Here is a 25402-nt window from a genome sequence, read left to right as displayed (position 1 = left end):
CGAGCAAGCCCGCTCCCACATGGGTTGTGCAAGCCTCACAGGCTCTCGTGCTTCCAAGGATATGACCATGTCCCAAGAACGTCGCTACAGCTTCGAGTTCTTCCCTACGAAGACCGACGCTGGGCATGAAAAACTGATCGCCACTGCCCGTCATCTGGCGACCTACAATCCTGACTTCTTCTCCTGCACCTACGGCGCTGGCGGTTCGACCCGTGATCGCACCCTCAACACCGTGTTGCAGCTCGAAAGCGAAGTCAAAGTCCCTGCCGCACCGCATTTGTCCTGCGTTGGCGACAGCAAGGACGACTTGCGCGGCCTGTTGGCCCAATACAAGGCCGCCGGCATCACCCGTATCGTTGCCCTGCGCGGTGACCTGCCTTCCGGCATGGGCATGGCCAGTGGTGAAATGCGCCACGCCAATGACCTGGTTGAATTCATTCGTGAAGAAACCGGCGATCATTTCCACATCGAAGTCGCCGCCTACCCGGAAATGCATCCGCAAGCGCGCAATTTCGAAGACGATCTGACCAACTTCGTGCGCAAGGCCAACGCTGGCGCCAACAGCGCAATCACCCAGTACTTCTTCAACGCCGACAGCTACTTCTACTTCGTCGAGCGTGTACGGGCGAAGGGCGTGAACATCCCGATCGTTCCGGGGATCATGCCGATCACCAACTACAGCAAGCTGGCGCGCTTCTCCGATGCCTGCGGTGCGGAAATCCCGCGCTGGATCCGCAAGCAGCTGGAAGCCTACGGCGACGACACCCAGAGCATTCAAGGCTTTGGTGAGCAAGTCATCACCGAGATGTGCGAACGCCTGCTGCAAGGTGGCGCTCCAGGGCTGCACTTCTACACGCTGAACCAGGCCGAACCGAGCCTGGCGGTGTGGAACAATCTGAAGTTGCCGCGCTAAAAGCCGTCAAAGCAAGATCAAGAGATCGCAGCCTGCGGCAGCTCCTACATCGGGCGTGTTTAATCCCTGTAGGAACTGCCGCAGGCTGCGATCTTTTGCTTTTAACGCCCTTTTTTTGTGCAACAACACTCTGAGTTAGAGCTTCTGGATCCCGTTTCTGGCTCTTTCCGGTTTCTCGTCGTAATCTCAAGCCATGCCTCTGATCGCGCAGTTACTGACCGTGTTTCTTTTTACTTGCCTGAGCTTCGCCGCTCGGGGCGAGAAGCTGCGCATTGTCACTGAACCTTGGGCGCCGTACGTGTATGAGGAAAACGGCAAATCCCTGGGACTGGACTACGAAACCACCGCCATCGTCTTCAAACGCCTGGGCATCGAAGTGGAATGGCAGTTCCTGCCATGGAAACGCTGCCTGTCGATGCTCGAAACGGGCCAGGCAGACGGCGCGCTGGACATCTTCCACAGCGATGAGCGCGACGCCACCCTGCTCTACCCCGGCGAGCCGCTCTCGGAAGTGGAGTTCGTGATGTTCTACGCCAATGAGCGGCCCCACCCTTTTCACACCCTGGCCGACCTGAAAGGGCTGACCATCGGCACTTCCCCGGGCTATCTGTACAGCCAGGACTTCAGCGAATCGACCCTGTTCACTCGCGAACCGGCGCCAACCCATGAAGCCAACTTCGGCAAACTGGTGCGCGGGCGGATCGACCTGCTGATCACTGATCGCAGGGTTGGCCAGCACTTGCTCGACCAATTGGGCATCCGCGACAAGATTACCGAGAACCCGACCGTCATCAGTCACCAGAGCCAGTTCCTGGCCGTACGCCGCAACGCCGGCATGGACTTGTTGGTGCAGCGCTTCGGCGCCGAACTCAAACGCTTCAAGCGCGAGCCTGCGTACGCTGAATTGAGCGCCCGTTATGGCGCCGAACCGGCGGCCGAGGTCAAAGCCACCAGAGCCACCGCCGCCAGCGGAAAAACCGTTGAGCAGCAGGAAAGCGGCGCGCAGTGATTGCTCTGTTATACTCCGGCCTTCCCGCCAGGCTCACGCCCGGACGCTCGGACTTGTTCAAGGCATCTCGATCCCGCTACAGCGCAGCTTTTCAGCCCGCGCGAGCACTCCAGATGAGCCTTCTTGGCCCAGCAGGACCGGACGGGATTGCGTTCCTCTAAACGCCATTCGCGCCAGGCAAGACTCCCATTGGGCCAAGCCCTAACTAAAACAGGATTACTCATGTCCTTTGCTTCCCTCGGTCTCTCCGAGGCTTTAGTCCGCGCCATCGAGGCAGCGGGCTATACCGAGCCTACTCCGGTGCAACAGCGGGCCATTCCCGCCGTGTTGCAAGGTCGCGACCTGATGGTCGCGGCTCAGACAGGTACTGGTAAAACCGGCGGCTTCGCCCTTCCGATTCTGGAGCGGTTGTTCCCCAACGGTCACCCGGACAAATCCCAGCGTCACGGCCCGCGCCAACCGCGCGTACTGGTCCTGACCCCTACCCGCGAACTCGCGGCTCAAGTACACGAGAGCTTCAAGGTCTATGCCCGTGACCTGAAGTTCGTCAGCGCCTGCATCTTCGGCGGCGTCGGCATGAACCCGCAGGTTCAGGCCATGTCCCGCGGTGTTGACGTGCTGGTGGCCTGCCCCGGCCGCCTGCTCGACCTCGCTGGCCAAGGCAGCGTCGATTTGTCCCACGTGGAAATCCTCGTGCTGGACGAAGCCGACCGCATGCTCGACATGGGCTTTGTCCATGACGTGAAAAAAGTCCTGGCCCGTCTGCCGAGCAAACGTCAGAACCTGCTGTTCTCGGCGACCTTCTCCAAAGACATCACCGACCTCGCCGGCAAGCTGCTGCACAACCCGGAACGCATCGAAGTCACGCCGCCGAACACCACGGTCGAGCGCATCGAACAGCGTGTTTTCCGTCTGCCAGCCAACCACAAGCGTTCGCTGCTGGCGCACTTGATCACCGCAGGTGCCTGGGAACAGGTGCTGGTGTTCACCCGCACCAAGCACGGCGCCAACCGCCTGGCCGAGTACCTGGACAAACACGGCCTCAGCGCCGTTGCGATCCACGGTAACAAGAGCCAGAACGCTCGCACCAAAGCCCTGGCCGACTTCAAGGCCGGCGAAGTGCGCATTCTGGTCGCCACCGACATCGCCGCTCGCGGCCTGGACATCGACCAGTTGCCACACGTGGTCAACTTCGAACTGCCGAACGTCGACGAAGATTACGTTCACCGTATCGGCCGTACTGGCCGTGCCGGTCGTTCGGGCGAAGCGATCTCGCTGGTCGCTCCGGACGAAGAAAAGCTGCTGAAAAGCATCGAGCGCATGACCAAGCAGAAGATTGCCGACGGCAACCTGATGGGCTTCGATTCCAGCGCTGTAGAAGCCGAGAAACCTGAAGTTCGCGAGCGTCCGGATGTGCGTAACCCGCGCAACCCACGTGGCCCGCGCGGCGACGGTCCGAACGGCACCGGCGGTGGCGGCGGTCGTAAAGACAAAGGCAAGGACAAGGGCGGCAAGGAAAAACCTGCAGCCACTGGCCGCGGCGATCGTCCGGCGCGTGAACACAAGCCACGCGAAGGCACTCCGGCTCGCGAACAACAGCGTCCGGCGCCACGCGCTGCTGCAGACCGTGCTCCGGACGAGTTCCTGGACGACGATATCGATAACTTCGGTAACCGCGTCGACTACGTTCCTCAAGCCAAACCGGCCCAGGGCCGTGGTCGTCGTCCGGGTGCTCCGGCACAAGGCGCCGCAGCTGGCGCAGGTGCAGGTGCTCCGCGCACTGGCGGCAAGCCTCAGGGTCGTCAAAGTGGCCCACGCAGCAGCGACGGCGCGACCACCGGCACGCCGCCGGCCAAGCGCAGCGGCCCACGCAACGGTGCTCCACGTGACGGCCAGGCCCGTCGCGAAGAGTCCCGCAACCGTCGCCCGGCTCGCACCGACGACCAGCCGCGTTCGGAACCGGCCGTGCAAAACCCGCGCGGCCCGGCACCGAAGATCATCCATAAAGAGTCGAAAACCGATCGGTTCCCGACTCCTGAGCAACTGGATCAACTGCCAGGCCGTCCGCGCGGCGAGAAACCAGCCTTGCTGACCCGCAACCGCTGATTTACCGCTGCCATAAAAAATGCCCCTGATCGCGAGATCAGGGGCATTTTTATTTTCGGGGGCCGGGCAAAAATCCCGCCCTCCAGAGATCCCCTGTGGGAGCGAGCCTGCTCGCGATAGCGGGCTGTCAGCCAACATATCTCTTGAATGTGACGGCCTCATCGCGAGCAGGCTCGCTCCCACAAATGATCTTCAGTGAACACAGATTTTGTGCATGACAGTGATTAAATGTGGGATCTGTGGCGCGCGAAAGTTACATCGCTCTGATGCCTTCAAACGTGATGTACAGGTCAATAAGACTGGAGCCGGGAGCGAGTTTTCCGGTTTGACCGAAATCCTCACGCTTGATCGTCGTCGCACCCTCGAATCCAGCACGGTAGCCACCCCAAGGGTCCGCGCCCTCCCCTAAAAAGACAGCCTTGATCACGACCGCTTTCGTGACACCACTAATCGTCAGATCACCCAATACATCGGCTGTCTGCTTGCCTTCGGAATTTTTCCCGGTGGGTTGGACACGGGTCGATACGAACCTGGCGTTGGGGTACTTGCTGATATTCAGGAACTCTTTATCACCCAGATGTTTGTCACGCTCTGCATGATTACTGAACAAACTGGAAGTGCGGACATTGACTTCAACCGTACTTTCTTCAACATTATCGGCATCGAAGCTGAATTTGCCGTCCATGTCCCTGAAAGTACCGGTGATGTAGCTGTACCCCAAATGGCTGACCTTGAAGTTCACGAAAGCATGCTGGCCTTCCTTGTCGAGGACATAGTCAGCGGCCATGACCTGGCCGCCAACCAACAGGGCGGCGCCCATGGTGAGAGTAGAAATGGACTTTTTCAGCATATTCAGACCTTATATCAACGAGACCAAATCGAGAGTCAGTGCCCTCTCAACGTTGAACAGGAATATGCGTTGGGTTCGTTAACCAGTGATTAATCAGGTCTGTAGGACGTGGTGTAGGAAACGTAACTAGGCGGTGTACGAATTCGCGAATGCGATTCGCAGAAGTCTCGATTCCCGGACAATAAAAAGCCCCGTCGGTCGAAAGATTGGCGGGGCTTTTGTGAGTGTAGCGAACTGCTTTTTTAGGAACTGCCAAAGGCTGCGATCTTTTAAGATCAAAAGATCGCAGGCTCTACAGTCTCAGCATTACTTCGCTTTGACGCCTTCAAACGTTACATACAACTCAACCGCGTCGGACTGTGGGCCCAGGTCTTTCTGCTTGCCGAAATCGGAACGCTTGATGCTGGTGGTGCCTTCAAAGCCGGCACGGTAGCCGCCCCATGGGTCCTTGCCTTCACCCAGGAAAGTGGCCTTGACCACGACTGGCTTGGTCACGCCTGCAATGGTCAGGTCACCGGTCACATCAGCAGTGTCTTTGCCAGCGGCGTTTTTGCCGGTGGATTTGACGCTGGTGGAAACAAACGTCGCTTTAGCGAATTTGCTCACATTCAGGAAGTCAGCGCTGGCGATGTGCTTGTCGCGCTCGGCATGGTTGGTGAACACGCTGGCGGTGTTCACGTTGAACTCGATCTTGCTGGCTTCAGGCTTGGCAGCGTCGAAGCTGAACTTGCCGTCGATGTCCTTGAAGGTACCGGTGATGAAGCTGTAGCCCAGGTGGCTGATCTTGAAGTCAACGAAGGCGTGCTGGCCTTCCTTGTCGACAACGTAGTCAGCTGCCATCACGTTGGCGGACAGCAAGGCAGAACCGATAGCCAGAGCGGCGAGCGTCTTTTTCAACATACTTTCTATTCCTTTGGAGTCGAGATTGAACATCAGGCTTTGCGTCCCAGCATTCGCGTCAGGGTCGCATCACGATCAATAAAGTGGTGTTTCAGTGCTGCCAACGCATGGAGACCGGAAAAAATGACCAGCGCCCAGGCCAGGTACAAATGAATCACACCGGCTGTGTCTGCCTGATCCGGTAGTCCGGATATCAGTGCAGGAACTTCAAACAGGCCAAACACCGGAATCCCGACACCGTCTGCGGTGGAAATCAGGTAACCGGCAATCATCACAGCAAACAGACTGAGGTACAGGAACGAATGGCCGAACGTGGCGCCAATACGCGTCATGCGGCTATAGCTTTCGAGTGCGGGTGGTGGCGGACTGATAAAACGCCACAGCACCCGTACAACCATAACGGCCAACAACACCAGGCCAATGCTCTTGTGCAAGTCCGGCGCGTCTTTGCGCCAGGTGCTGTAGTAGTCGAGACCGACCATCCACAAGCCCAACGCAAACAGACCGAAGACTGCCAACGCCACGCCCCAGTGCATGAAAATGCTGACCCAACCGTAGCGCGAAGAAGAATTACGTAGCTGCATTGCCCAAATCCTGTGAGAACTGCGACCAAGACTATCGAGTTATCTATCGAGTAAAAGCGGAAAATTTCGCTTTGAAATATCGAGAAATACGATCAAGAGTCTGAAATGGGTGAGTTAAGGAAAGATTAAAGATCCGCGTGTAAGAAAAATGCAGTCCAACTAAAGAACACCTGCGCCCTGATATTTATTCGATTCTTTATGTTGGTTTTCTTCAGGCATAAAAAAACGCGGCATTTCTGCCGCGTTTTTTTAATCCCAAAGCTTACTGCGCTTTGGTATCCGCCACCGGAGTCGCAGCGGGCTTGGCCGCTACTTTCTTCGCCGGTTCAGCTTTCTTCACCGGGGCCTTTTTGGCCTCGGCTTTGGCCGCAGGTTTTTTCGCTGCAGCTTTGGCCGGGGCTTTTTTGGCGGGTTCGGCTTTCACCGGGGCCACTGCTTTCGGCGCTTCGACCGGTGCTGGCGCTGGGGCCGGCGCAGGTGTTGGAGCCGGTGCCGGAGCAACCGGAGCCACTGGCTCTGGCGCCTTGACGGGTGCCGGTTTGTCGTCAGAACCACCGAACAGGTTGGTGAAGAAGTTACCTTTCTTCGCCGCCACCGCGCCAGCCGCCGCAACGGTCGCTGCTGGAACAACTTTCGCCGGTTCAAACGACTTGCCGGCCGCCAGGTCTTCTACCTGACTGGCTGCACGTTGACCGGTGCGAAGTGCGCCTTCCAGAGTGCCCGGGTACAAGGTGTCAGTGTGTTCGCCGGCAAAGGCTACACGCTGAACCGGACGTTCCCACAGGCGCCAGTACTTGCTGATCTGGCCAGGGCCAAAGGCCAGGTAAGCGCCGCCCATCGATGGATCGGTGCTGTAGCGGCGGATTTCGTAACCGGTGAACGAACCGCGTGCCTGTGGATAAAAAGCGTGCAGACGGATCAGCACCTGATCGACCATCTGCTTGTCGCCGAAGACCTGCATGACGCGCGCGTTGTCGCCGGACAGGTTGATCACCACGTTGGCGCCGCCCTTCAGCGCCGGCTCAACCCACAACATGCCCAGACCGGCGTTGCTGTAGATCTCACCGGTCATCCGCGCCTTGCTTTCCCACACGGGCGTCTTGAACTTCAGCATGATCTGGTCGCGCCAACCGTAGTTGGTGCCTTTGATCGCGCCCATGTGCTGGGCATCCAGCGACGGAGTCATCTGGATTTTGTTCAGGGCGCGCAATGGCACGGCCACAACGACGTAGTCAGCCTGATAGCCAACGCTGCCGACTTTGACGGTCACGCCGTCCTTGTCCTGGGTGATCGCCGAGACCGGGGAGCTGGTCTTGATGGTTTTCAGTTGTTTGACGAACGCCTGGGCCAGCACCGGGCTACCGCCGGGCAGGCGCGAAGCACGCAGGTCACGGTCGGCAACGCCAAGGTAAACGCGGTTTTGCTGTGCGAAGTACAGCAGCGACAGGCGCGACGGTTCGTCATAACGGGTACGAATCTGCTGATTCACCAACTGACGTGCCGTGGTCGGCAGATTCAGACGGTCGAGCCAGTTGGACACGTTGATCTGGTCCAGGGCGAACAGTGTGCTGTTGGCCGCCGGGTTCTGCGGGTCTTCGATCGAGCGCGCCAGATCGTCCAAGGTCTTTTCGTAGCGCTTGAGCGCGTCGCTGGTGGCCGGCTGCTTGGTGGCCAGATCGGCGGCAGTGAAATACTCACCGTCAATCAGGTAGCCCGGGGTCCGCACGAACTCAGGGGCTGGCGTGGTGCTCAGCTTGAAGGTCGATACGTATTTGTTCAGAACCGGCTGGGTCTTGTCGTTGCCGATCCACTCACTGGTGGCCATGCCCGAGCGACCGCCCAGGCTCGGTTTGGCTTCCAGCAGGGTGACCTGCCAGCCCTTGTTTTGCAGTTCGTAAGCCGCGGTGAGGCCAGACAGCCCTCCGCCGATCACGATCGCCGTTTTATCCTTGGCCAGCGCAGACACGCTGAACAGCCCCAACATCACCAGCGCACAGGCGCGCAGCCAACCAGCAGACATTCAGCGAACTCCGGAAATACACGAGGAAATAGCGGTTTTACGAGCCAGACGGCTCAAAGAACCGCGAAGAATACGTCAGCCATCAAAAGGCCGCCAGCGACGTCTATCCACCTATACAAAGTAGCTCAATTGAGACAATGGGTTGTCCCCACGTCACGCATTGCATAGGCTTGCGCGATTGTTTGCCCGCGCACGTCGCGAGCCGCCTCGAGGAGACTGAATATGGGCCTGAATAATCAGTGGATGCAACGCGATCTCGCGGTGTTATGGCATCCCTGCACCCAGATGAAAGACCACGAACAGCTGCCACTGATCCCGATCAAACGCGGTGAAGGCGTCTGGCTGGAAGACTTCGAAGGCAAACGCTACCTCGATGCCGTCAGCTCCTGGTGGGTCAACGTGTTTGGTCACGCCAACCCACGGATCAACCAACGCATCAAGGATCAGGTCGATCAGCTGGAGCACGTCATCCTTGCCGGTTTCAGTCATCAGCCAGTGATCGAGTTGTCCGAGCGCCTGGTAAAAATGACGCCGGAAGGCCTGACCCGGTGCTTCTACGCCGATAACGGTTCGTCCTGCATCGAAGTCGCGCTGAAAATGAGCTTTCACTATTGGCTCAACCGCGGCCAGCCGAACAAGAAGCGCTTCGTCACCCTGACCAACAGCTACCACGGCGAGACCATGGCGGCGATGTCGGTGGGCGACGTGCCGCTGTTCACCGAAACCTACAAGGCCCTGCTGCTGGACACCATCAAGGTGCCGAGCCCCGATTGCTACCTGCGCCCGGAAGGCATGAGCTGGGAAGAACACTCGCGCAACATGTTCGCCGCCATGGAACAGACCCTGGCCGAGAACCACGACACCGTCGCCGCGGTGATCGTCGAGCCGCTGATTCAGGGCGCCGGCGGCATGCGCATGTACCACCCGGTTTATCTGAAACTGCTGCGCGAAGCCTGCGACCGCTATGGCGTACACCTGATCCACGACGAAATCGCCGTCGGCTTCGGCCGCACCGGGACGATGTTCGCCTGCGAACAGGCCGGCATCCGCCCGGACTTCCTCTGCCTGTCCAAGGCCCTCACCGGCGGTTACCTGCCGTTGGCAGCCTGCGTGACCACCGAAGATGTCTACAGCGCTTTCTACGACGACTACCCGACCCTGCGCGCCTTCCTGCATTCCCACAGCTACACCGGCAATCCGCTGGCGTGCGCGGCGGCATTGGCGACGCTGGATATCTTCGAAGAAGACAACGTCATCGAGAACAACAAGGCGCTGGCCCAGCGCATGGCGAGCGCCACCGCGCACCTGGCCGATCACCCGAACGTTTCGGAAGTGCGCCAGACCGGCATGGTGCTGGCCATCGAGATGGTCAAGGACAAGGCCACCAAGGAAGCTTATCCATGGCAGGAACGTCGCGGCTTGAAAGTGTTCCAGCATGCGTTGGAGCGTGGTGCTTTACTTCGACCGTTGGGCAGCGTGGTGTACTTCCTGCCTCCGTATGTGATCACGCCTGAACAGATCGACTTCCTGGCCGAAGTGGCGAGTGAAGGCATCGACATTGCGACCCGCGATAGCGTCAGTGTTTCTGTGCCAAAGGACTTCCACCCGGGCTTCCGCGATCCGGGCTAGGTTATTTGGGATTCTGTGGTGTCCGGGCCGCCGCCTTCGCGAGCAAGCCCGCTCCCACAGTTGACCGTATTCCAATGTGGGAGCGGGCTTGCTCGCGAATGAAGTCGACACCGATTCAGATGATTAATACTTTCCAGAGACCCAGCATGAGACTGTCCCGCTTCTTTATCGACGCCCCCTTGAGCACCGGCGAACACGAGTTGCCCGAGGCCCAGGCCCATTACATCAGCCGCGTGCTGCGCATGGCCGAGGGTGATGCGCTGCAACTGTTCGACGGTTCGGGCCATGAGTTCCGCGCCACGCTGGTAGAGGTCGGCAAGAAGCGCGTCGTCGTGCAGATCGATGAAAGCTTCGCCGGGCAGGTCGAGTCGCCCTTGTCGATCCATCTCGGCCAGGGCTTGTCCCGTGGCGAGCGGATGGATTGGGCGATTCAGAAAGCCACCGAGCTGGGCGTCACGGAAATCACCCCGATCTTCAGCGACCGCTGTGAAGTCCGGCTGAAGGATGAGCGCGCCGACAAACGCCTGATGCACTGGCGCCAGGTTGCGATCAGCGCGTGCGAGCAGTGCGGGCGTTCACGGGTGCCGGTGATTCATCCGCCGCTGCTGTTGGCCGATTGGCTGAAGCAGACGCAGGCCGAATTGAAACTGGTCCTGCATCCGGTGGCTGAGCCGTTGGTGAGCCATGCAAAACCGGCGACGCTGGCGTTTTTGATCGGCCCGGAAGGCGGGTTGTCCGATGCGGAAGTCGAGCAGGCCAAGGCTGGCGGTTTTCACGCCGCCCGCCTCGGCCCCCGCGTGTTGCGCACCGAAACCGCGCCGGTGGTGGCATTGGCGGTTGCCCAACAGCTTTGGGGCGACTTTTAGGGCCTCTTCGCGAGCAAGTCGAATCGTCGCACCGCCGCTCCCACACTTGATCTGTGTCGTTCAGAGATCAAATGTGGGAGCGGGCTTGCTCGCGAAGGCCCGCGACGCGGTCTACAAGACATAAAACAGAATCTGATCTTTCAGAGACTATTGCACCGGATCACTCACCGGTTTGGCGATGATCGCCTTCAGTTCGCTGGTCATCGGAAATTCCAGGTTCAGGCCTTTGGGTGGAATCGGTTGCTGGAACCAGCGCTGATAGATGCCGTTGATCTCGCCCGAGCTGTACAGATCGGCGAGGGTCGAGTTCACCAATTCGAGAAACTGCGGGTCGCCCTTGCGCACCATGCAGCTGTAGATTTCCCGCGACTGCTCCTCGCCCACCACAACCCAATTATGCGGATCGCGGGCCTTGGCGCGTTCGCCGTAAAGCAACGCGTCATCCATATAGAACGCCGCCGCCCGACCGGACTGCAACATCTGGAAGGCTTCGCCGTGGTCCTTGGCGCTGATCACGAACATATCGATCTTGTGATCGACGTTGTAGCTCTTCAGAAACCGCTCGTTGGTGGTGCCGGCGGTGGTCACGACGTTCTTGCCGCGCAGGTCGGCGAAGCTTTTGATGCCGCTGTCCTTCGCCGTGAGCAACTGCCCCTTCACGTAGATAAACCCGTAGGAAAATGCCACTTGCTGCATGCGCTCGGCGGTCACGCCGGTGGAGCCGCACTCAAGGTCGACCGTGCCGTTCTGCACCAGCGGAATGCGCGTTTGCGAGGTCACCAGGTTGTACTTCACCTGCAGATCCGGCAGTTCAAGCTTTTGCTTGATGCGCTCGACAATCTTGCTCGCCAGGTCCACCGAATAGCCCATCGGCTGCCCTGTGTGATCACCCACGTAGGAGAACGGCACCGACGCGTCGCGATAGCCCAGCGTGATGCTCTTGGCATTGGCAACCTTGTTCAGCGTGCCGGTCAGTGGCGCTTCGTTGGCCTGGACCTGACTGGCGAGCAGCAGGCCGAGGGTGCAGCCGATCAACGTGATTTTTTGCATTGTTATTCTCCGTTGTGGGTTTAAACGATTAGCGGCGGGCGGCGATCACGGTGATTTCCACCAGCACCTCTGGACGGGCCAGTTGCGCCTGCAAGGTAGTGCGGGTCGGCGCCTTGCCCGGTGACAGCCACTGCGACCAGACCTCGTTCATGGCGGCGAAATCGCGGCCAATGTCGTTCAGGTAAATGGTCGCGTTGAGCAGATGATCCTTGTCACTGCCAGCCTCGGCCAGCAAGGCATCGATTTTCGCCAGCACCTCGGCGGTTTGGCCGGTGACGTCGGTGCTGTCGCCCGGAACCTGTCCCGAGAGAAACACCAGATCGCCAAAGGTCACCGCGCCAGAGAGTCGGCTGTTGCTGTGGATACGGTTGATGCTCATCGGTTTTTCCTTTTCAAGTCAGGCGACGCGGGGGGCGAGGCCCTGCATTTCGATTGAAGGTGTGCGCCGGGCGATCAACTCGCTGAGCAACAGGGCGCTGCCACAGGCCAGGGTAAAACCCAGGGCGCCATGGCCGAGGTTGAGCCACAGGTTGCGGTACGCCGTGGCCCCGATCAACGGCACGCCGCTGGGGGTGGCCGGGCGCATGCCGGCCCACTCGATGGCGGCGGCATAATCGCCGGCATTGGGCAAGGTTTCCTGCGCTTGGCGCTTGATCAGCGCCAGGCGTTTAGGGTCGAGCGCCGGGTCGAAGCCGACGATGTCGACCATCGCCGCCACGCGCAGTTGGTCACCGATGCGGGCGTAAACGATCTTGCGGTTGTAATCGGTGATGCTCAGCTCCGGCGCACGATGTTCGGCGCGGATGGGCAAGGTCAGGCTGTAGCCCTTGAGCGGATACAGCGGCAGGTTCATGCCGGGCAGCGCCAGCGCCGGACTGCGATGGCCGGCGGCAATCACCAGTTGCTCGACCGGCAGCACCTGCGAACCCATTTCGACGGCCTGCACCGCGCCGTCCACGTGGCGAATGCCGGTGACCTTGCGCCCGAGCAAAAACTCGCAGCGCCCCGAGGCCTGGAGCCGAGCCATCAATCGCTGGCAGAACGCATGACAATCGGCTACCTCTTCGTCGGGGGTATAAATCGCGCCCACAAACGGCGCCTCGGCGAGTGCGGGCTCCAACTGTGCGCATTCGGCCCGCGACAGCACGTGCTGCTGTTGCGGATCGACCAGGCCATGGCGCGCATGCTCAAAACTCGCAGCTTCACGGAACGTCACCAGTTTGCCGTTGCGCCGCCAGTCGAAACCGTCGAGGCGGTCTTCTTCGCGCCAGGCTTGCAGCGTGGACTGGCTCAGCAGCGCCAGACGCAGCAGGTGCGCGCCGTTACGCTGATTCACCGAACGACGGCAGGCCGCCAGGAAGGACGCCATCCAGCGCCATTGCGCCGGGTCCAGGCGCGGACGCAGCTTCAACGGCGAGTCACCGCGCAGCATCCAGCCAAGCGCCTGAAGCGGTACGCCGGCATCGGCCAGCGGCGCGACGTAACGGTAGGACAACTGGCCGCCGTTGGCGAAACTGGTCTCGCTGCCCAGCGAGTCCCGGGCCTCGATCAGCGTCACGTCGATGCCGTCGCGCACCAGTGCGTAAGCCGTCGTCAGCCCGATGACGCCACCACCGATGATGCAAACTCGCTGAGCCATGTCTGTCCTTAACCGTTGTTGAAACAGGCTTCAGATTAGGACCAGGTGACAGGCGTTGAACAATGCATAAAGATGCCTGACCCATAAACAAAGGTTATGGACTTGCCATGCGACTGCGACACATCGAGATTTTCCAGGCCATTCGCCAGACCGGTTCGGTCAGTGGCGCCGCGCAGTTGCTGCACGTGTCGCAGCCGGCGGTGAGCAAAGTGCTGCAACACGCCGAGCAGCAACTGGGCTTCCCGTTATTCCTGCGGGTGCGCGGTAAATTGCAGGCCACCCCCGAAGCGCTAGAGCTTGAGCGCGAAGTCGACAAGGTCACCGAAAGCCTGCAAGGCGTGCGACGCCTGGCCCAGAGCCTGCGGCGCGAGCCGGGTCACAGCGTACGGATCGGCGCGATTCCGGCGCTGGCCCTGTCGCTGCTGCCGCCAGCCATCAACGAATGGACGCAACGCTACCCGGACATCGTCTGCGAACTGTCCAGCGCCCACAGCCGTGAGCTGATGCAGAATTTGTTGATGCGCGAAGTGGATGTCGCGCTGACCTTGCAACCGCCGGATCACCCGGGCCTGAAGGCGCAGGTGTTGGCTTGCGGGGTTTTGGTGGCATTGGCGCCGTTGGGTTACTGGGCCGACGATGCCTTGGGCCAACCGTTGCCGTTGATCGAACTGGCCGGCGCGCCGCTGATCGGCCTGTCCAGCGCCGATCCGCTGGCGGCCAGGCTCGACAGCTACCTTGAGGCGGTCGATCCGCCGCCACGGGTTCGCATCGCCGTGCAGACCTATTCGCTGGCGCGGGCGATGGTTGAATCCGGTGCCGGACTGGCAGTGATCGACCCGTTTACCGCGCTCGGCGCGTCCCCCGCCGCCACCGCGATTCGACCTCTGGCACCCGCGTTACCGATCACGTTGTATGCGGTCACCCGCGCCGACGAACCGCCGCCCCACACCCTGAGCGACTTGTTGCAGGTGTTCAGCCGACGGGCGCAAGCGCAGCTGGATCACCTGTATCCCTGTGGGAGCGGGCTTGCTCGCGAATGCGGTGGATCAGTCAGCGATGATGTCGACTGACCTGACGCTTTCGCGAGCAAGCCCGCTCCCACAGGTTTTGCAATAGCAGCAGTGCGGTCTACACGACGTAAAACATGATCGCCACGAAGTGCAGCAAACTCCCGGCGATCACGAACAGATGCCAGATCCCGTGGGCATGGCGCAGACGATGATCGAGGGCAAAAAAGATAATGCCCACGGTGTACAACACCCCGCCCGACGCCAACCAGGTAAAACCGACAGGGCCCAACGCTGCCAGTAACGGCTTGACTGCCACCAGCACGATCCAGCCCATCACCGCGTAGATCACGATCGATAGAATCCGCGCTTCCGAACGCGGTTTGATCTCTTGCAGGATGCCGATCAGCGCCAATCCCCAGACAATCCCGAACAGGGTCCAGCCCCACGGCCCGCGTAGCGTCACGAGGCAGAATGGCGTGTAGCTGCCGGCAATCAACAGGTAGATCGAAAAGTGATCGACCTTCTGCATGATCGCTTTCTTGCGCCCACGCACGCTGTGGTAAACGGTCGACGCGCTGTAAAGCACCAACAAGGTGAACCCGTAAATCGCCACGCTGACGATCTTCCAAGGGCTGCCGTCCATACTGGCGATCACCAGCATCCACACCACCCCGACAACCGCTGCCACCGCCCCGACCAGATGCGTCCAGGCGTTCAATCTTTCCCCGTGATACATGCGTTGCTCACCTCAAGATTCGTTGCAACATCGCGCAAGGCTCAGGCCTTGAGGGTAAAAGCGCAATGTTTCAAAACACAAATCCCCCAAGAACTCACATACGTGCACAATCGGGTTATTCGAATAAGAGTCTGCACCATGCTGATCGATGAAGAGTTGACCCTGAAAAAACTCGAAGTGTTCCTGGCCTTCATGCGCACCGGCAACCTGGCCCGCGCCGCTGCCGAGTTGCAAACCAGCAACGTCAGCGTACACCGCGCCATTCACTCCCTGGAAAGCGCCCTGCGTTGCCCGCTATTCAAACACGAAGGTCGCAACCTGACCCCACTCGAAAGCGCTTATGTGCTGGAAGAAAGGGCGCAGAAGCTGATTCAGGACGTGGTCGAAACGGTGCGCCTGACCCGCGAAGCCGCCGGGTTCTCCGCTGAGCGCTTCAAGCTTGGTTCGCTGTATTCACTGACGGTGAAAACCGTGCCGCAGCTGATCATGGGCCTGAAGATCCGCCGCAGCGAACTCAACATCGACCTGATCCTCGGCTCGAACTTCGACCTGCTGTACAAGCTCAAGAACATGGAAGTCGACGCGATCCTGGTGTCGCTGGACGAGAGCGTCAACGACCCTGACTGCGAGCAGATCCCGCTGTTTTCCGACGACATCTTTCTCGCCACACCGGCGGATTCAAAGTTTGCCCAACGGACCGAAGTCGACCTTGCCGAAGTGCGCGACGAGACATTCATTACCCTGACCCAGGGCTTTGCCACGCACCAGGACGGTAATCGGGTGTTCAAGCAGGCGGGGTTCGAACCGAAGGTGGCGATGCAGGTCAACGACATCTTCACCCTGCTGAGCATGGTCAGCTCGGGCGTGGGGTATGCGTTGCTGCCGGGACGGATTGCGGCGGTGTATGAGAACCGGGTGAAGCTGATTCCGTTGCAGGAAAAGTATCGGTTGCAGCAGCACATTGGCGTGGTGTTCTTGAAGGCCAAGGAGCGCGATCCGAATCTGTTGGCGTTGCTGGCGGAGTGTCGGATGTATGCGAACCGCCAGGCTTGAGACCGCGTCGCGCCCTTCGCGAGCAAGTCGAATCGTCGCACCGCCGCTCCCACATTGGAATGCGTTCCCCTGTGGGAGCGGGCTTGCTCGCGAAGACGTCGGAACCGTCAGCGATGATCTACCGGGTCAGCCGACAATCCCACGAACAATGAAGTACAACAACGAAGGCCCCAGCAAGCACCCAAGCCCGGTGTGAAACGTCGCGGTCAACGCGCCATAAGGCACCAACCGCCGATCCGTCGCCGCCAACCCGGCCGTCACACCGCTGACGGTGCCAGCCAGCCCACCAAACACCATCGCCGAGCGCGGGTTATCCAGCCCCATCCATTTCGCCGCCATCGGCGTGCCGACCATCACAAAAATCGCCTTGATCAACCCGGTGGCAATCGATAACGCCACCACATCCGAACTGGCGCCAATCGCCGCCCCGGTCACCGGCCCGACGATGTAGGTCACCGCACCCGCGCCGATGGTGGTCATGCTGATCGCATCGCGATAACCGAACGCCCAGGCCATGCTCGCACCGACAATGAATGGCAGGATCGTGCCCAGCAGCAGCGCAATCACGCCGATCAAACCGGCCTTTTTCGCTTCGGTGGCTTGCACTTCGAATGCCGTGGCGACGATCGCAAAGTCCCGCAGCATGGCGCCGCCCATCAGACCGATGCCGGAAAACAGCGTCAGGTCCGCCAGGCCTTTTTGCCCGCCCGTCATCGTGCCGCCGACCCAGGCCAGAACAAGCCCGATGACGATGGCAATCGCCGAACCGTGAATCCGTCCGAACGTCAGGCGCTTGGACAGCACCACCGACACCCACATGATCACGCCAACGAACGCGAACGCCGTCACCAGACTGTTATTGGTCAGACCCTTCTCAATGAGTTCCCACATATCAGCGACCTCCTACTGGCGTGCCGACCGGCGTTACTTGCGCCGGCTCATCGGGCAACGGTTCGCCTTTGTGAGTCCGGCTGATCAGGGCAATGGTGCAACCACAGATCACCACCGAACCGACCGCCGCCAGCACCGCCACGGGGCCACCGTGAAGGGCAGTGACGACGTTTTGTTGCGCAGCCATCGCGACCACCACCGGAATGTACATGGCGCCCCAGAAGCCGACGCCCATCTCGCAATCCTTGGTCATGCCGCCGCGTTTTTGCATCCATAACCGCGCGCAGATCAACAGGATCATCGCGATCCCGACGCCGCCAACGTTGGATTTCACGCCCAGCAACACGCCGAGCATGTCGCCTACGATCACCCCTGCCAGCGTACAAATCGCCAACAGCGCCACACCGTAAATAATCATTGTTGTTGTCCTCAAAGTGCATCGTCGAATGTTGTTTTTGTTGTTCGAAGGCCTGAGTCGGTGTTCTAGGGTTGGCGGCTTCCCTCCTCACGCAACAGCGCCTGCAAGGTATCGAGCCGCGCACCGTCGAAGGCAATCACGGTGCCCTGCTCGAACACCCGACGCGCCAGCCCGGTCAGCACCGCACCGGGCGGCAGTTCGATCTGTAGACGTACGCCGCGCTCGTAGGCGCTTTGTACTGTGCCGCGCCAATCCACCACGCGGCACATGTTGAACGCCAGGTCGTCGCGCAAGGCGTCGGCGTTGATGATCGGCCGGGCGCGACTGCCGCTCAGGTAGCCCAGCGTCGGTGTTTTCAGCCGCACCTTGGCGAAGGCTTCGGCCAGGGTTTTCGCAGGTGTGTCCAGCAGCGGGCAGTGGGACGGCACGCTGACGGCCAGGCGTTTGGCCAGACCTGCACCGCGACCTTTCGCCAACTCGGCGACGGCCTTCATCGCGCCATCGCTGCCGGCAATCACCACTTGGTTATCGGCGTTGATGTTGGCCAGGTAAACCGGCGTGTCGACGCTGTGAACCTGCGCCAGCAACTCTTCCACCGTGGCCAGGTCCAGACCGATGATCGCGGTCATGCCATAGCCCTGCGGATAAGCCTGTTGCATCAGTTCACCGCGCAGGCTCACCAGATGCAGCGCATCGCTGAAGCTCAGGGCACCGGCGACCACCGCTGCCGGGTAGGCGCCGATGGACAATCCCGCCACGTAATCCGCCGTCATCAACAACTGGCGGGAAGCCGCGACGCCAGCGATCAACAGGCAGAGCTGAACCGCTCTTGTCGACTTCAGCGCTTCGGCAGAATCCAGAAGAAAAGCATCTTCCCCGAGGACTTCACTTGCCTCGATCACTGTTTCCCGAGGCAAACGATGGAGCATGCCCGGCTGCTGCGCGCCCTGGCCTGGGAACACCAGCAAGCTGCTCACGCTGCTTGCTCCTGCGGGTTCCAGGGGTTAATCACCAGAACAGCCTGGCTCGCATTTTTCAGCAAAACCCGACGTGCAGAGCCGGCCCATTCGCGCAAGGCGACTGCACCTAATGGAGTCTGCAACTGCATGTCCACCTGGCAGACAGCAGCATCGAGAACCTTCACCAGTGCCTGCGCCTGCACACGATCCAACGGCTGCGGTGTACGCAGGATCAAGTCGAGATCGCTGCCCTCGTGCAACGCCTGAAAACCGCTGGCCAATTCAAACCCGGCGCTGCCGCTGACACCCCACACCCACTCACAGGAATCGAGCATCGGCCGCAGTTGATTGAGGGCGCGCACTGCCGGCAAATCCCGATCAATCGCGACATGACAAAGCGCTTCCGGCCGGACTTGACGCTGGATTGCATCGACCGACATCACCGTTGCATAACGCTGCTCACGCAAACGTCCACGCACGCCGACCGCGATGTGATCCGCCGCGCTCAACGCACGCCGAACCACCACCGGTTGACCCGCACTGATCGACTCAATCACCCACGAAGGTGCATCCGCAGGCAACTGCTCCGGGGTCAGCCCCCAGAGCAGGTCGTGGGCCAGAAGCGTGTTCACCACTGCGCTCTCAGCAATTGGCGAACCTGGCTCGACGCCGCACGGTTGCTCGCGCCCAAGCGGCTGCTCAGGTCTCGGCCACTGGTGGCGACATCGCCAATCGCCTGATTCAGGCATTCAGTCACCCGGGTCAGATCCGCCGCCGTCGGCTGCTCGATCTGTTCCACCGACAAGGTTTCCCAAAGCAGTCCAAGGCTCGCGTAACTGTCGATATCGTACGCCATCGGCGGCACGCTGGCGGCCAGTGCTTCGAGTTCTTCGACGCTGCGCAACGTCACCCGCGCCGCCGAAGCCTTGCCCATCGCATGCACCATCACGCCCGGATCGCGCAGGGCAATCAGCCGATTGGCCTGATACCCATGCGCCAGAAACGCCCCGGACATCGCCTTGCCCACCAACAAACCGATCACGGCATGGCCGGCCAGCCGGGCGCGGGCATAGCTGTCTGCGGCACCGGCCAAGGCCTGATGAATACCGAGTGCTTCTTCGCGCCGACCGTAGGCCTGACTCGGCACGTCGACGATGGCGATCAAGGCGCGTTTCTGCGATTTATCCAGATCCGCTGCGATGACGTCATCCACGGCTTTGGCCAACCCCCAACCTTCCAGCAGCCCGACCTCGCCATTGCGGGCGCGGACGAAACGGTTGTCGGGATCAGCCACCACCGCGATAAAGCGAACGGGTTGGTCACCCAATACACCGTCGGCAACCTTCAACGAAGCGGGCAAACCATCAACCGGTTTGGCGCCCGCACTCAAGGCGTTGAACCAGCTCAAACCTCTCAGGGAATACGAACTCATGAGCGCTCTCCTTGATACAGATCGCGAACCGTCGACGGCTCGATTTGCGGCTCGGCGTCCAGACGGGCCAATCGTTGCAGGAACCATTCGGCCTGACGGCTGCGTTGCTGTTCCGGCAAACCTTGCTTGAGCAATTCACTGACCTGCTGCTGAACCTGCGCCACGTCGTCTGCGACGAAGCGATCCACCAAACCACTGGCAAAACGTTGCTCGCCACCGGTCAGGCTCCAGATGAAAGGACGATCACGGGAGTCGTATTCCTCAAGCCCCGCTTCCTGTTCGATCACTTGCGGACCGTTGAGGCCAAGCCGCGCTTCCTGGGTCACCAGCAGATAACTGCACAACCCGGCGGCAATCGACATCCCGCCAAAGCAACCGACGCTGCCGGCCACCACACCCACAACGGGCTGGTATTGGCGTAGATCGACAATCGCCGCATGAATATCGGCAATCGCCGCCAGCCCAAGGTTGGCCTCCTGCAAACGCACGCCACCGGTTTCCAGCAGCAACACGGCGCGGGTCGGAATGTCGTTGCGGTTGTCTTCGGCCGCCAGTTCCAGCGCACCGGCAATCTTCGCCCCACCGACTTCACCGAGGCTGCCGCCCTGGAATGCGCCTTCGATGGCAGCGATCACCACCGGCAAACCGCCGATGCTGCCCTTGGCGATCACCACGCCGTCATCCGCTTGCGGTACCACGCCCTGGCGCAACAGCCATGGCGACATGACACGCTGAAACGGGTCGAGCAATTCGCGGAAGGTACCGGCGTCGAGCAAGGCTTTCGCCCGTTGCCGGGCGCCGAGTTCGACGAAGCTGTGCTTGTGGAGGAGTTCTGCACTGTCACTCATGGCCGATCTCCTCGAAGCCTTGTTCCAGACGCAAGCGCACCACACCCGGCGTCGCGCCGAAATCGTGGATATCGATGGCCATTGCCGGCGGTGTCTGACCATCGAACATCCGCGCAAACAGATGCTGCCAGCGTTGTTCGGCGCCGTTGACCGAGGTCTGCACCTTGATCGTCAGTTTGCCGGCCTGGCCGGGTTCGATCAGCACTTCCAGATCGCCCGAGCCGACACAGCCCACCAGCGTCCGGCCGCGTGGCGGCTGCCCGGCGGGGAATTCAAAAGATAGGGTTTCCATCAGAAAGCTCCGGATTCGATGCGGTCGATGAACAAGCAAGCGGCGAGCAAGTCAGCAGCGCCGCCGGGCGAGGCGTTCAACGCGATCAGTTGTTCATCCAAGTCATGCAAACGACGGCGGCCGGCGAGGCTGGCACTGCCGCCCGCATCGAGCACGGCCTGGGCGCCGAGTTGCATGGTCTGCAGGCCTTGTTCGCCGGCACGGTAGAGCACGCAGGTGTCGGCCAGATTCGTCATGATCGCCAGCAAGGCATCGAGCCGGGCGCTCTGCTCGCCATGACCGGCGGCGCGGCTGCGTTTGAGTTGCGGCAGCGCCCGTTGAATCACCGCCGGAAAACCGAGCTGCGCTTCTTCACGGGCACCGCGTGCGCCATAACGCTGGGCGACTTGCGCACCGTGGCTCAGAGGACGCGGCGCGTAACGGTCGTCGAGCAAGGCCAGACGTGCGGCGCGCACAGTCACAGCGCTTGCCTTGGTATCAGTGGATTCCAACGCGGTAGCAGCGACCAACAGACCCAACGCCCAAATCGCCCCGCGATGGGTGTTCACGCCGCCCGTGGTGGCGAGCATCACCGCCTCGCCTTCACGACCGATCAGGCCAATCGCTTCGCGCAGCGGCAGACCGACTTCACCAAACTCGATGGCCGCTTCCGCCATTTCCTTGAACGCAGGCCACAGGGACAGCGCCGAAGCGTGCATCAGCCCGAGGTACAAATCGGTGTGCGCACCATTGCCGCGACGGTCGACCAGGGCCGGTTTCGGCGACAGGTCCGCTTCGTCAATCAGTGCGTCCACGGCCAGATCCGCCAGCCGCTCAGCCAGGGACAGGGTTTTCGGTTGCAGGTTGAATGCGTGCATTACCAGCTCCTGAACTTGGCGGGCGGGTTGTAGAGGCCACCGGACCACTCGACCAGATCGGCCACGCTTTTGGCGGCGAGCAATTCGCGGGTGGCGTCGGTGCGGCGGATGCCGAGGTCCTCGGGCAAGGCAATCAGGCCTTCGCGGCGCATGCGCGCGGTGTCTTTCGGGTTGTGGCGCAGGCCGATGACGGTGACCCCGGCCACGGCCGCGATCATCGCCTGACGTTCTTCCAGCGAACGCGCTTTGTACAAATAGGCGATGCCTTCTTCGGTCAGCAGGTGGGTGACGTCGTCGCCGTAGATCATGATCGGCGCCAGCGGCATGCCGCTTTTTCTCGCCACTTCCACCGCGTCGAGGGTTTCGACGAAGGTCGGTTTGCCGCCCTCCTGGAAGGTCTCGACCATTTGCACCACGAGTTTCTTGCCCCGCTCCAGCAGCGCTTCGGGCGCATCGTCATGGCGCATGTCGAGCCAGGCTGGGGTGCCGTGGCGGCGACCGCGTGGGTCATGGCCCATGTTCGGTGCACCACCGAAACCGGCCAGGCGACCGCGGGTCACGGTGGAGGAATGGCCGTCGCCGTCGACTTGCAGGGTGGCGCCGATGAACAGGTCCACCGCGTATTGCCCGGCCAGTTGGCAGAACATCCGGTTGGAACGCAGGGAGCCGTCGCGCCCGGTGAAGAACACATCGGGCCGGGCGGCGATGTAGTTTTCCATCCCCAGTTCGGTGCCGAAGCAATGCACGCTTTCGACCCAGCCGCTTTCGATGGCCGGGATCAAGGTTGGGTGCGGATTAAGGGTCCAGTTGCGGCAAATCTTGCCCTTCAGGCCGAGGGATTCGCCGTAGGTCGGCAGGATCAGTTCGATGGCAGCAGTGTTGAAACCGATGCCGTGGTTCAAGGACTGGACGTTGTGTTTTTCGTAGATCCCGCGGATCGCCATCATCGCCATCAACACGTGCACAGGCTTGATGTGGCGCGGGTCGCGGGTGAACAGCGGTTCGATGTAGAACGGCTTGTCGGCCACCACCACGAAGTCGACCCAGGACGCGGGGATGTCGACGCGAGGCAAGTCGCTGACATCGTCGACCAGTTGATTGACCTGGACGATGACGATGCCGTCGCTGAAAGCGGCCGGCTCGATCAATGCGGGGGTGTCTTCGGTGCTTGGGCCGGTGTAAATGTTGCCGGCGCGGTCGGCCATGAAACCGGCCGAGAGCACGACGTTGGGAATCAGGTCGACCACCAGTCGCGCATAGAGCTCGATGTAGGTGTGGATCGCACCGATTTCCAGCAGGCCATCTTCCAGCAACTGGCTGATGCGCAGGCTCTGGGTGCCGGCGAAAGAGAAGTCGAGCTTGCGGGCGATGCCGCGTTCGAACAGGTCCAGGTGCTCGGAACGCCCGACGCTGGGCATGATCATGTGCAGGTCATGCAGCTTCGCGGGATCAGCCTTGGCCAGGGAGCGGGACAGGAAATCAGCCTGCTTCTGGTTATTGCCCTCCAGCACCACACGGTCGCCGGGCAGGATCAAAGCCTCCAGCGCCGCAACGATTTTGTCGGTGGGCAGGACCACACCGTCGGCGAGACCCCGTACCAGCTCGAGACGCCGCTGCTTTTCGCTGCGCCGCCGCGTCCATCGCGAGTCGGGGGATATTGTTGTTGTCATGACCACTCCACGGGTTCGCTGTCGTGGGAGTCACCTTAGGAGCGTTGGGTGGGGGGCATCAATCAAGTAGAGAGATGGATCGTTACGGTCAGGTTAATGGTTGACGGGCGGGATTCGTTGCCCGCGCTGACGCCTTCGCGAGCAAGCCCGCTCCCACCGGTATCGTGGATGACTTAGGATTTGAGAACGACACGGACACTGTGGGAGCGGGCTTGCTCGCGAAGAGGCCAGAACAATCTCCGCAGTTTTCAATGACGGAGCATTACGGTCCGGTCATCTGCTGCTGCACACGAATCTGCAACTGCTCGGCACTTTCCAACAACTGCGCCAACAACGGCGGATCTTCATCCATATAGCCTTCGTACTCCGCCAGGTTTCGTCGCTCATGACACAGGGCGAATAGCCGGACCTGTACTTTGCCAATATCAGCGGTATGAACCAGGCACTGAAACACCAGATATCGCTTGTCTGAACGGTAGCCGCGCAAGCGAAGAGCCGTCAGTGCAAGGGCATGGGCAGCGTTGTAAGCCAGGTCGAAATGACTCGCGAAGGAAAGCGAAGACGTTTGCGCGTCTTTCAATCGATCCACAGCTGAACGCATCAATCCTTCGCATTCCTTGCGATCCGGCGGCTCAGCTTTCAGTCCACCGCTACGTAACAGATTCTCCAGGTTCTCGTTGCTGCCCATCCTTGGACTCCAAAGGGTTTCCCCCCATCAGATTGATCTTGTCCTGCTGCGCTACCCGCACGACAAAACTATTTTCAGCCGCCAGTTTCGCGGCCCAGTCGTCGGGGGTGTAGAGCGTCGGGTTGAGGGGGCGGCCCAGTTGCTCTTCCATCGGCATGAGCCGCTCCATCACTTCACCGTAGTGCAGGCCCTCGCCGATCAGCATGAGATCAATGTCACTGGATGCGTTTGCCTGATCCTTGGCGATCGAGCCGTACACAAATGCCCAGGTGATCTGTTCGGCAAAGGGTTGGAGCGCCTGACGCAAAGGCTCGGCAATACCAAAGGTTTTACGGGCAATGCCCAGCAGTTCGGCATAAATCGGGCAGTCGGGATTGGCTTGATAGTGGGTCTGGTTGCCCTGACGGGTCATGGTCAGCACGCCTGCCCGCTGCAACCGATCCAGCTCGCGCATGAGGCTGCCTTTACCCACTTGAGCCCAGCGGGCGATCTCGTTGGCGTAAAAACTTCGGTCGGGTTTACCGAACAATAGGCCCAGCACTTTTTGCTGGGTGGTGGTGAACAAGGCTTCGCTCAATGACAGGTTTTTCACGGCAACGACCGATAAGTCCCAAAAAGGGAACGATAGGTCCCTTTTTGGGAATCTTCAACCTGAATGCAGAAACCTTTGTGGATAGGAGGCTTGTAGGAAGGTCCGACAGCTTGGGTTTTGTGTTTAAAAGTTTGTCCGCCGGAACGGTGTGAGGCTACACAGTCTGGCGTCGCTGCCTACAACAATGCCGGAACCCGCCGACTGGCGGGGTTTTGCGTTGATCTTTATCGTTTCCGGGTCGCTGCCAATTCAGCGACCGGGCCTGGAAAACCCGAAGGACAGGATCAATGCACATGACATAATGCGGCGCTTTTTTTGCTCCGTAGTTCTAAGTTATGGCGGCTGTGCGTGGGAGACCTTCGGGTCTGCCGGGTTTGATCCTTACTCGGT

26 protein-coding genes are annotated in these 25402 nt (G+C 60.5%); 7 read left to right on the top strand and 19 right to left on the bottom strand.

Features of this window, described 5'->3' with window-relative positions:
* The first annotated feature begins 67 nt into the window (after positions 1-67).
* The 3 genes from metF to DFS28_RS02920 all read left to right on the top strand — a co-directional run bounded on the left by metF (position 68) and on the right by DFS28_RS02920 (position 4028).
* Positions 68-913: a methylenetetrahydrofolate reductase [NAD(P)H] gene (gene metF, locus DFS28_RS02930; RefSeq protein ID WP_111448488.1), complete on the top strand. Its 846-nt coding sequence runs from the start codon at positions 68-70 to the stop codon at positions 911-913.
* A 193-nt stretch (positions 914-1106) separates the two neighbouring features.
* Positions 1107-1922 carry an ABC transporter substrate-binding protein gene (locus DFS28_RS02925; RefSeq protein WP_111448487.1) on the top strand — a complete coding sequence of 272 codons (816 nt, stop codon included), beginning with the start codon at positions 1107-1109 and terminating at the stop codon, positions 1920-1922.
* A gap of 222 nt (positions 1923-2144) precedes the next feature.
* Positions 2145-4028 (top strand): DEAD/DEAH box helicase, encoded by a 1884-nt coding sequence (locus tag DFS28_RS02920; protein WP_111448486.1) that lies wholly within the window; start codon positions 2145-2147, stop codon positions 4026-4028.
* Between the two features lie 253 nt (positions 4029-4281).
* Here DFS28_RS02920 and DFS28_RS02915 read toward each other — a convergent pair whose 3' ends face one another.
* The 4 genes from DFS28_RS02915 to DFS28_RS02900 form a co-directional block, all read right to left on the bottom strand.
* Entirely contained in the window at positions 4282-4878 is a 597-nt protein-coding gene (locus tag DFS28_RS02915; protein WP_111448485.1) for a YceI family protein, read from the bottom strand.
* Between the two features lie 306 nt (positions 4879-5184).
* Positions 5185-5778 (bottom strand): YceI family protein, encoded by a 594-nt coding sequence (locus tag DFS28_RS02910; RefSeq protein ID WP_111448484.1) that lies wholly within the window; start codon positions 5776-5778, stop codon positions 5185-5187.
* A gap of 32 nt (positions 5779-5810) precedes the next feature.
* Positions 5811-6362, bottom strand: a complete 552-nt coding sequence (locus DFS28_RS02905) for a cytochrome b (RefSeq protein ID WP_111448483.1) — start codon at positions 6360-6362, stop codon at positions 5811-5813.
* Between the two features lie 262 nt (positions 6363-6624).
* Complete coding sequence (locus DFS28_RS02900) at positions 6625-8382, bottom strand: flavin monoamine oxidase family protein (protein WP_111448482.1); 1758 nt, start codon at positions 8380-8382, stop codon at positions 6625-6627.
* A gap of 222 nt (positions 8383-8604) precedes the next feature.
* Here DFS28_RS02900 and DFS28_RS02895 point away from each other — a divergent pair, with 222 nt between their 5' ends.
* Together DFS28_RS02895 and DFS28_RS02885 are read left to right on the top strand one after the other, a co-directional pair.
* The gene (locus tag DFS28_RS02895; protein ID WP_033060427.1) at positions 8605-10011 is read left to right on the top strand and encodes an adenosylmethionine--8-amino-7-oxononanoate transaminase; all 1407 of its coding nucleotides are present in this window, start codon (positions 8605-8607) and stop codon (positions 10009-10011) included.
* A gap of 146 nt (positions 10012-10157) precedes the next feature.
* Positions 10158-10877 (top strand): 16S rRNA (uracil(1498)-N(3))-methyltransferase, encoded by a 720-nt coding sequence (locus DFS28_RS02885; protein WP_111448480.1) that lies wholly within the window; start codon positions 10158-10160, stop codon positions 10875-10877.
* Positions 10878-11024: 147 nt separating this feature from the next.
* Here the strand turns inward: DFS28_RS02885 and DFS28_RS02880 are convergent, their stop codons facing one another.
* Genes DFS28_RS02880 through DFS28_RS02870 form a run of 3 tightly spaced genes read right to left on the bottom strand, consistent with a single transcriptional unit; the run spans position 11025 to position 13566 of the window.
* Complete coding sequence (locus DFS28_RS02880) at positions 11025-11927, bottom strand: transporter substrate-binding domain-containing protein (RefSeq protein ID WP_111448479.1); 903 nt, start codon at positions 11925-11927, stop codon at positions 11025-11027.
* A 28-nt stretch (positions 11928-11955) separates the two neighbouring features.
* Positions 11956-12306: a RidA family protein gene (locus DFS28_RS02875; RefSeq protein WP_111448478.1), complete on the bottom strand. Its 351-nt coding sequence runs from the start codon at positions 12304-12306 to the stop codon at positions 11956-11958.
* 18 nt (positions 12307-12324) lie between these two features.
* Positions 12325-13566 (bottom strand): D-amino acid dehydrogenase, encoded by a 1242-nt coding sequence (locus tag DFS28_RS02870; protein ID WP_111448477.1) that lies wholly within the window; start codon positions 13564-13566, stop codon positions 12325-12327.
* 107 nt (positions 13567-13673) lie between these two features.
* On the opposite strand from DFS28_RS02870, the gene DFS28_RS02865 reads away from it, so the two are divergent.
* Positions 13674-14636: a LysR family transcriptional regulator gene (locus DFS28_RS02865; RefSeq protein ID WP_111448476.1), complete on the top strand. Its 963-nt coding sequence runs from the start codon at positions 13674-13676 to the stop codon at positions 14634-14636.
* Positions 14637-14694: 58 nt separating this feature from the next.
* Here the strand turns inward: DFS28_RS02865 and DFS28_RS02860 are convergent, their stop codons facing one another.
* On the bottom strand, positions 14695-15312 hold the full coding sequence (locus DFS28_RS02860) for a hemolysin III family protein (protein ID WP_111448475.1): 618 nt from the start codon (positions 15310-15312) through the stop codon (positions 14695-14697).
* Between the two features lie 138 nt (positions 15313-15450).
* Here DFS28_RS02860 and DFS28_RS02855 point away from each other — a divergent pair, with 138 nt between their 5' ends.
* Positions 15451-16365, top strand: a complete 915-nt coding sequence (locus DFS28_RS02855) for a LysR substrate-binding domain-containing protein (protein ID WP_008033325.1) — start codon at positions 15451-15453, stop codon at positions 16363-16365.
* Between the two features lie 126 nt (positions 16366-16491).
* Here the strand turns inward: DFS28_RS02855 and madM are convergent, their stop codons facing one another.
* From madM to DFS28_RS02800, 11 genes are all read right to left on the bottom strand, one after another.
* On the bottom strand, positions 16492-17256 hold the full coding sequence (gene madM / locus DFS28_RS02850; RefSeq protein WP_111448474.1) for a malonate transporter subunit MadM: 765 nt from the start codon (positions 17254-17256) through the stop codon (positions 16492-16494).
* Position 17257: 1 nt separating this feature from the next.
* The gene (gene madL / locus DFS28_RS02845) at positions 17258-17674 is read right to left on the bottom strand and encodes a malonate transporter subunit MadL (protein ID WP_111448473.1); all 417 of its coding nucleotides are present in this window, start codon (positions 17672-17674) and stop codon (positions 17258-17260) included.
* A 65-nt stretch (positions 17675-17739) separates the two neighbouring features.
* Positions 17740-18651: a malonate decarboxylase subunit epsilon gene (gene mdcH / locus DFS28_RS02840; RefSeq protein WP_111448472.1), complete on the bottom strand. Its 912-nt coding sequence runs from the start codon at positions 18649-18651 to the stop codon at positions 17740-17742.
* Positions 18648-19268 carry a malonate decarboxylase holo-ACP synthase gene (locus DFS28_RS02835; protein ID WP_111448471.1) on the bottom strand — a complete coding sequence of 207 codons (621 nt, stop codon included), beginning with the start codon at positions 19266-19268 and terminating at the stop codon, positions 18648-18650. Before DFS28_RS02835 ends, mdcH begins: the two co-directional genes overlap by 4 nt.
* Positions 19262-20065, bottom strand: a complete 804-nt coding sequence (gene mdcE, locus DFS28_RS02830; RefSeq protein ID WP_111448470.1) for a biotin-independent malonate decarboxylase subunit gamma — start codon at positions 20063-20065, stop codon at positions 19262-19264. Before mdcE ends, DFS28_RS02835 begins: the two co-directional genes overlap by 7 nt.
* On the bottom strand, positions 20062-20913 hold the full coding sequence (locus DFS28_RS02825) for a biotin-independent malonate decarboxylase subunit beta (RefSeq protein WP_111448469.1): 852 nt from the start codon (positions 20911-20913) through the stop codon (positions 20062-20064). Before DFS28_RS02825 ends, mdcE begins: the two co-directional genes overlap by 4 nt.
* The gene (locus tag DFS28_RS02820) at positions 20906-21205 is read right to left on the bottom strand and encodes a malonate decarboxylase subunit delta (RefSeq protein WP_046045241.1); all 300 of its coding nucleotides are present in this window, start codon (positions 21203-21205) and stop codon (positions 20906-20908) included. The genes DFS28_RS02825 and DFS28_RS02820 overlap by 8 nt, the downstream gene beginning before the upstream one ends.
* Positions 21205-22062: a triphosphoribosyl-dephospho-CoA synthase gene (locus DFS28_RS02815; RefSeq protein ID WP_111448468.1), complete on the bottom strand. Its 858-nt coding sequence runs from the start codon at positions 22060-22062 to the stop codon at positions 21205-21207. Before DFS28_RS02815 ends, DFS28_RS02820 begins: the two co-directional genes overlap by 1 nt.
* On the bottom strand, positions 22062-23732 hold the full coding sequence (mdcA, locus tag DFS28_RS02810; RefSeq protein WP_008152587.1) for a malonate decarboxylase subunit alpha: 1671 nt from the start codon (positions 23730-23732) through the stop codon (positions 22062-22064). Before mdcA ends, DFS28_RS02815 begins: the two co-directional genes overlap by 1 nt.
* Before the next feature lie 262 nt (positions 23733-23994).
* Positions 23995-24420, bottom strand: a complete 426-nt coding sequence (locus DFS28_RS02805) for a hypothetical protein (protein WP_111448467.1) — start codon at positions 24418-24420, stop codon at positions 23995-23997.
* Complete coding sequence (locus DFS28_RS02800; RefSeq protein WP_111448466.1) at positions 24383-25012, bottom strand: nucleotidyltransferase domain-containing protein; 630 nt, start codon at positions 25010-25012, stop codon at positions 24383-24385. Before DFS28_RS02800 ends, DFS28_RS02805 begins: the two co-directional genes overlap by 38 nt.
* Positions 25013-25402: the final 390 nt, after the last annotated feature.

The organism is Pseudomonas sp. 478 (genome assembly GCF_003254125.1).
Taxonomy (GTDB): Bacteria; Pseudomonadota; Gammaproteobacteria; order Pseudomonadales; family Pseudomonadaceae; genus Aquipseudomonas.
Note: the sequence above shows the minus strand (reverse complement) of the source record. Positions and strands in the feature narration are given on the sequence as shown.

Bases quoted from the DNA above. Each gene is read 5' to 3' on its own strand.
- DFS28_RS02820 (WP_046045241.1), bottom strand. From the start codon at position 21,205: ATGGAAACCCTATCTTTTGAATTCCCCGCCGGGCAGCCGCCACGCGGC.
- DFS28_RS02860 (WP_111448475.1), bottom strand. From the start codon at position 15,312: ATGTATCACGGGGAAAGATTGAACGCCTGGACGCATCTGGTCGGGGCG.
- DFS28_RS02855 (WP_008033325.1), top strand. From the start codon at position 15,451: ATGCTGATCGATGAAGAGTTGACCCTGAAAAAACTCGAAGTGTTCCTG.
- DFS28_RS02925 (WP_111448487.1), top strand. From the start codon at position 1,107: ATGCCTCTGATCGCGCAGTTACTGACCGTGTTTCTTTTTACTTGCCTG.
- DFS28_RS02895 (WP_033060427.1), top strand. From the start codon at position 8,605: ATGGGCCTGAATAATCAGTGGATGCAACGCGATCTCGCGGTGTTATGG.
- madL (WP_111448473.1), bottom strand. From the start codon at position 17,674: ATGATTATTTACGGTGTGGCGCTGTTGGCGATTTGTACGCTGGCAGGG.
- DFS28_RS02880 (WP_111448479.1), bottom strand. From the start codon at position 11,927: ATGCAAAAAATCACGTTGATCGGCTGCACCCTCGGCCTGCTGCTCGCC.
- DFS28_RS02870 (WP_111448477.1), bottom strand. From the start codon at position 13,566: ATGGCTCAGCGAGTTTGCATCATCGGTGGTGGCGTCATCGGGCTGACG.
- DFS28_RS02805 (WP_111448467.1), bottom strand. From the start codon at position 24,420: ATGGGCAGCAACGAGAACCTGGAGAATCTGTTACGTAGCGGTGGACTG.
- metF (WP_111448488.1), top strand. From the start codon at position 68: ATGTCCCAAGAACGTCGCTACAGCTTCGAGTTCTTCCCTACGAAGACC.
- DFS28_RS02865 (WP_111448476.1), top strand. From the start codon at position 13,674: ATGCGACTGCGACACATCGAGATTTTCCAGGCCATTCGCCAGACCGGT.
- DFS28_RS02815 (WP_111448468.1), bottom strand. From the start codon at position 22,062: ATGCACGCATTCAACCTGCAACCGAAAACCCTGTCCCTGGCTGAGCGG.
- DFS28_RS02825 (WP_111448469.1), bottom strand. From the start codon at position 20,913: ATGAGTGACAGTGCAGAACTCCTCCACAAGCACAGCTTCGTCGAACTC.
- mdcA (WP_008152587.1), bottom strand. From the start codon at position 23,732: ATGACAACAACAATATCCCCCGACTCGCGATGGACGCGGCGGCGCAGC.
- DFS28_RS02920 (WP_111448486.1), top strand. From the start codon at position 2,145: ATGTCCTTTGCTTCCCTCGGTCTCTCCGAGGCTTTAGTCCGCGCCATC.
- mdcE (WP_111448470.1), bottom strand. From the start codon at position 20,065: ATGAGTTCGTATTCCCTGAGAGGTTTGAGCTGGTTCAACGCCTTGAGT.
- DFS28_RS02885 (WP_111448480.1), top strand. From the start codon at position 10,158: ATGAGACTGTCCCGCTTCTTTATCGACGCCCCCTTGAGCACCGGCGAA.
- DFS28_RS02875 (WP_111448478.1), bottom strand. From the start codon at position 12,306: ATGAGCATCAACCGTATCCACAGCAACAGCCGACTCTCTGGCGCGGTG.
- DFS28_RS02905 (WP_111448483.1), bottom strand. From the start codon at position 6,362: ATGCAGCTACGTAATTCTTCTTCGCGCTACGGTTGGGTCAGCATTTTC.
- DFS28_RS02910 (WP_111448484.1), bottom strand. From the start codon at position 5,778: ATGTTGAAAAAGACGCTCGCCGCTCTGGCTATCGGTTCTGCCTTGCTG.
- DFS28_RS02900 (WP_111448482.1), bottom strand. From the start codon at position 8,382: ATGTCTGCTGGTTGGCTGCGCGCCTGTGCGCTGGTGATGTTGGGGCTG.
- DFS28_RS02915 (WP_111448485.1), bottom strand. From the start codon at position 4,878: ATGCTGAAAAAGTCCATTTCTACTCTCACCATGGGCGCCGCCCTGTTG.
- madM (WP_111448474.1), bottom strand. From the start codon at position 17,256: ATGTGGGAACTCATTGAGAAGGGTCTGACCAATAACAGTCTGGTGACG.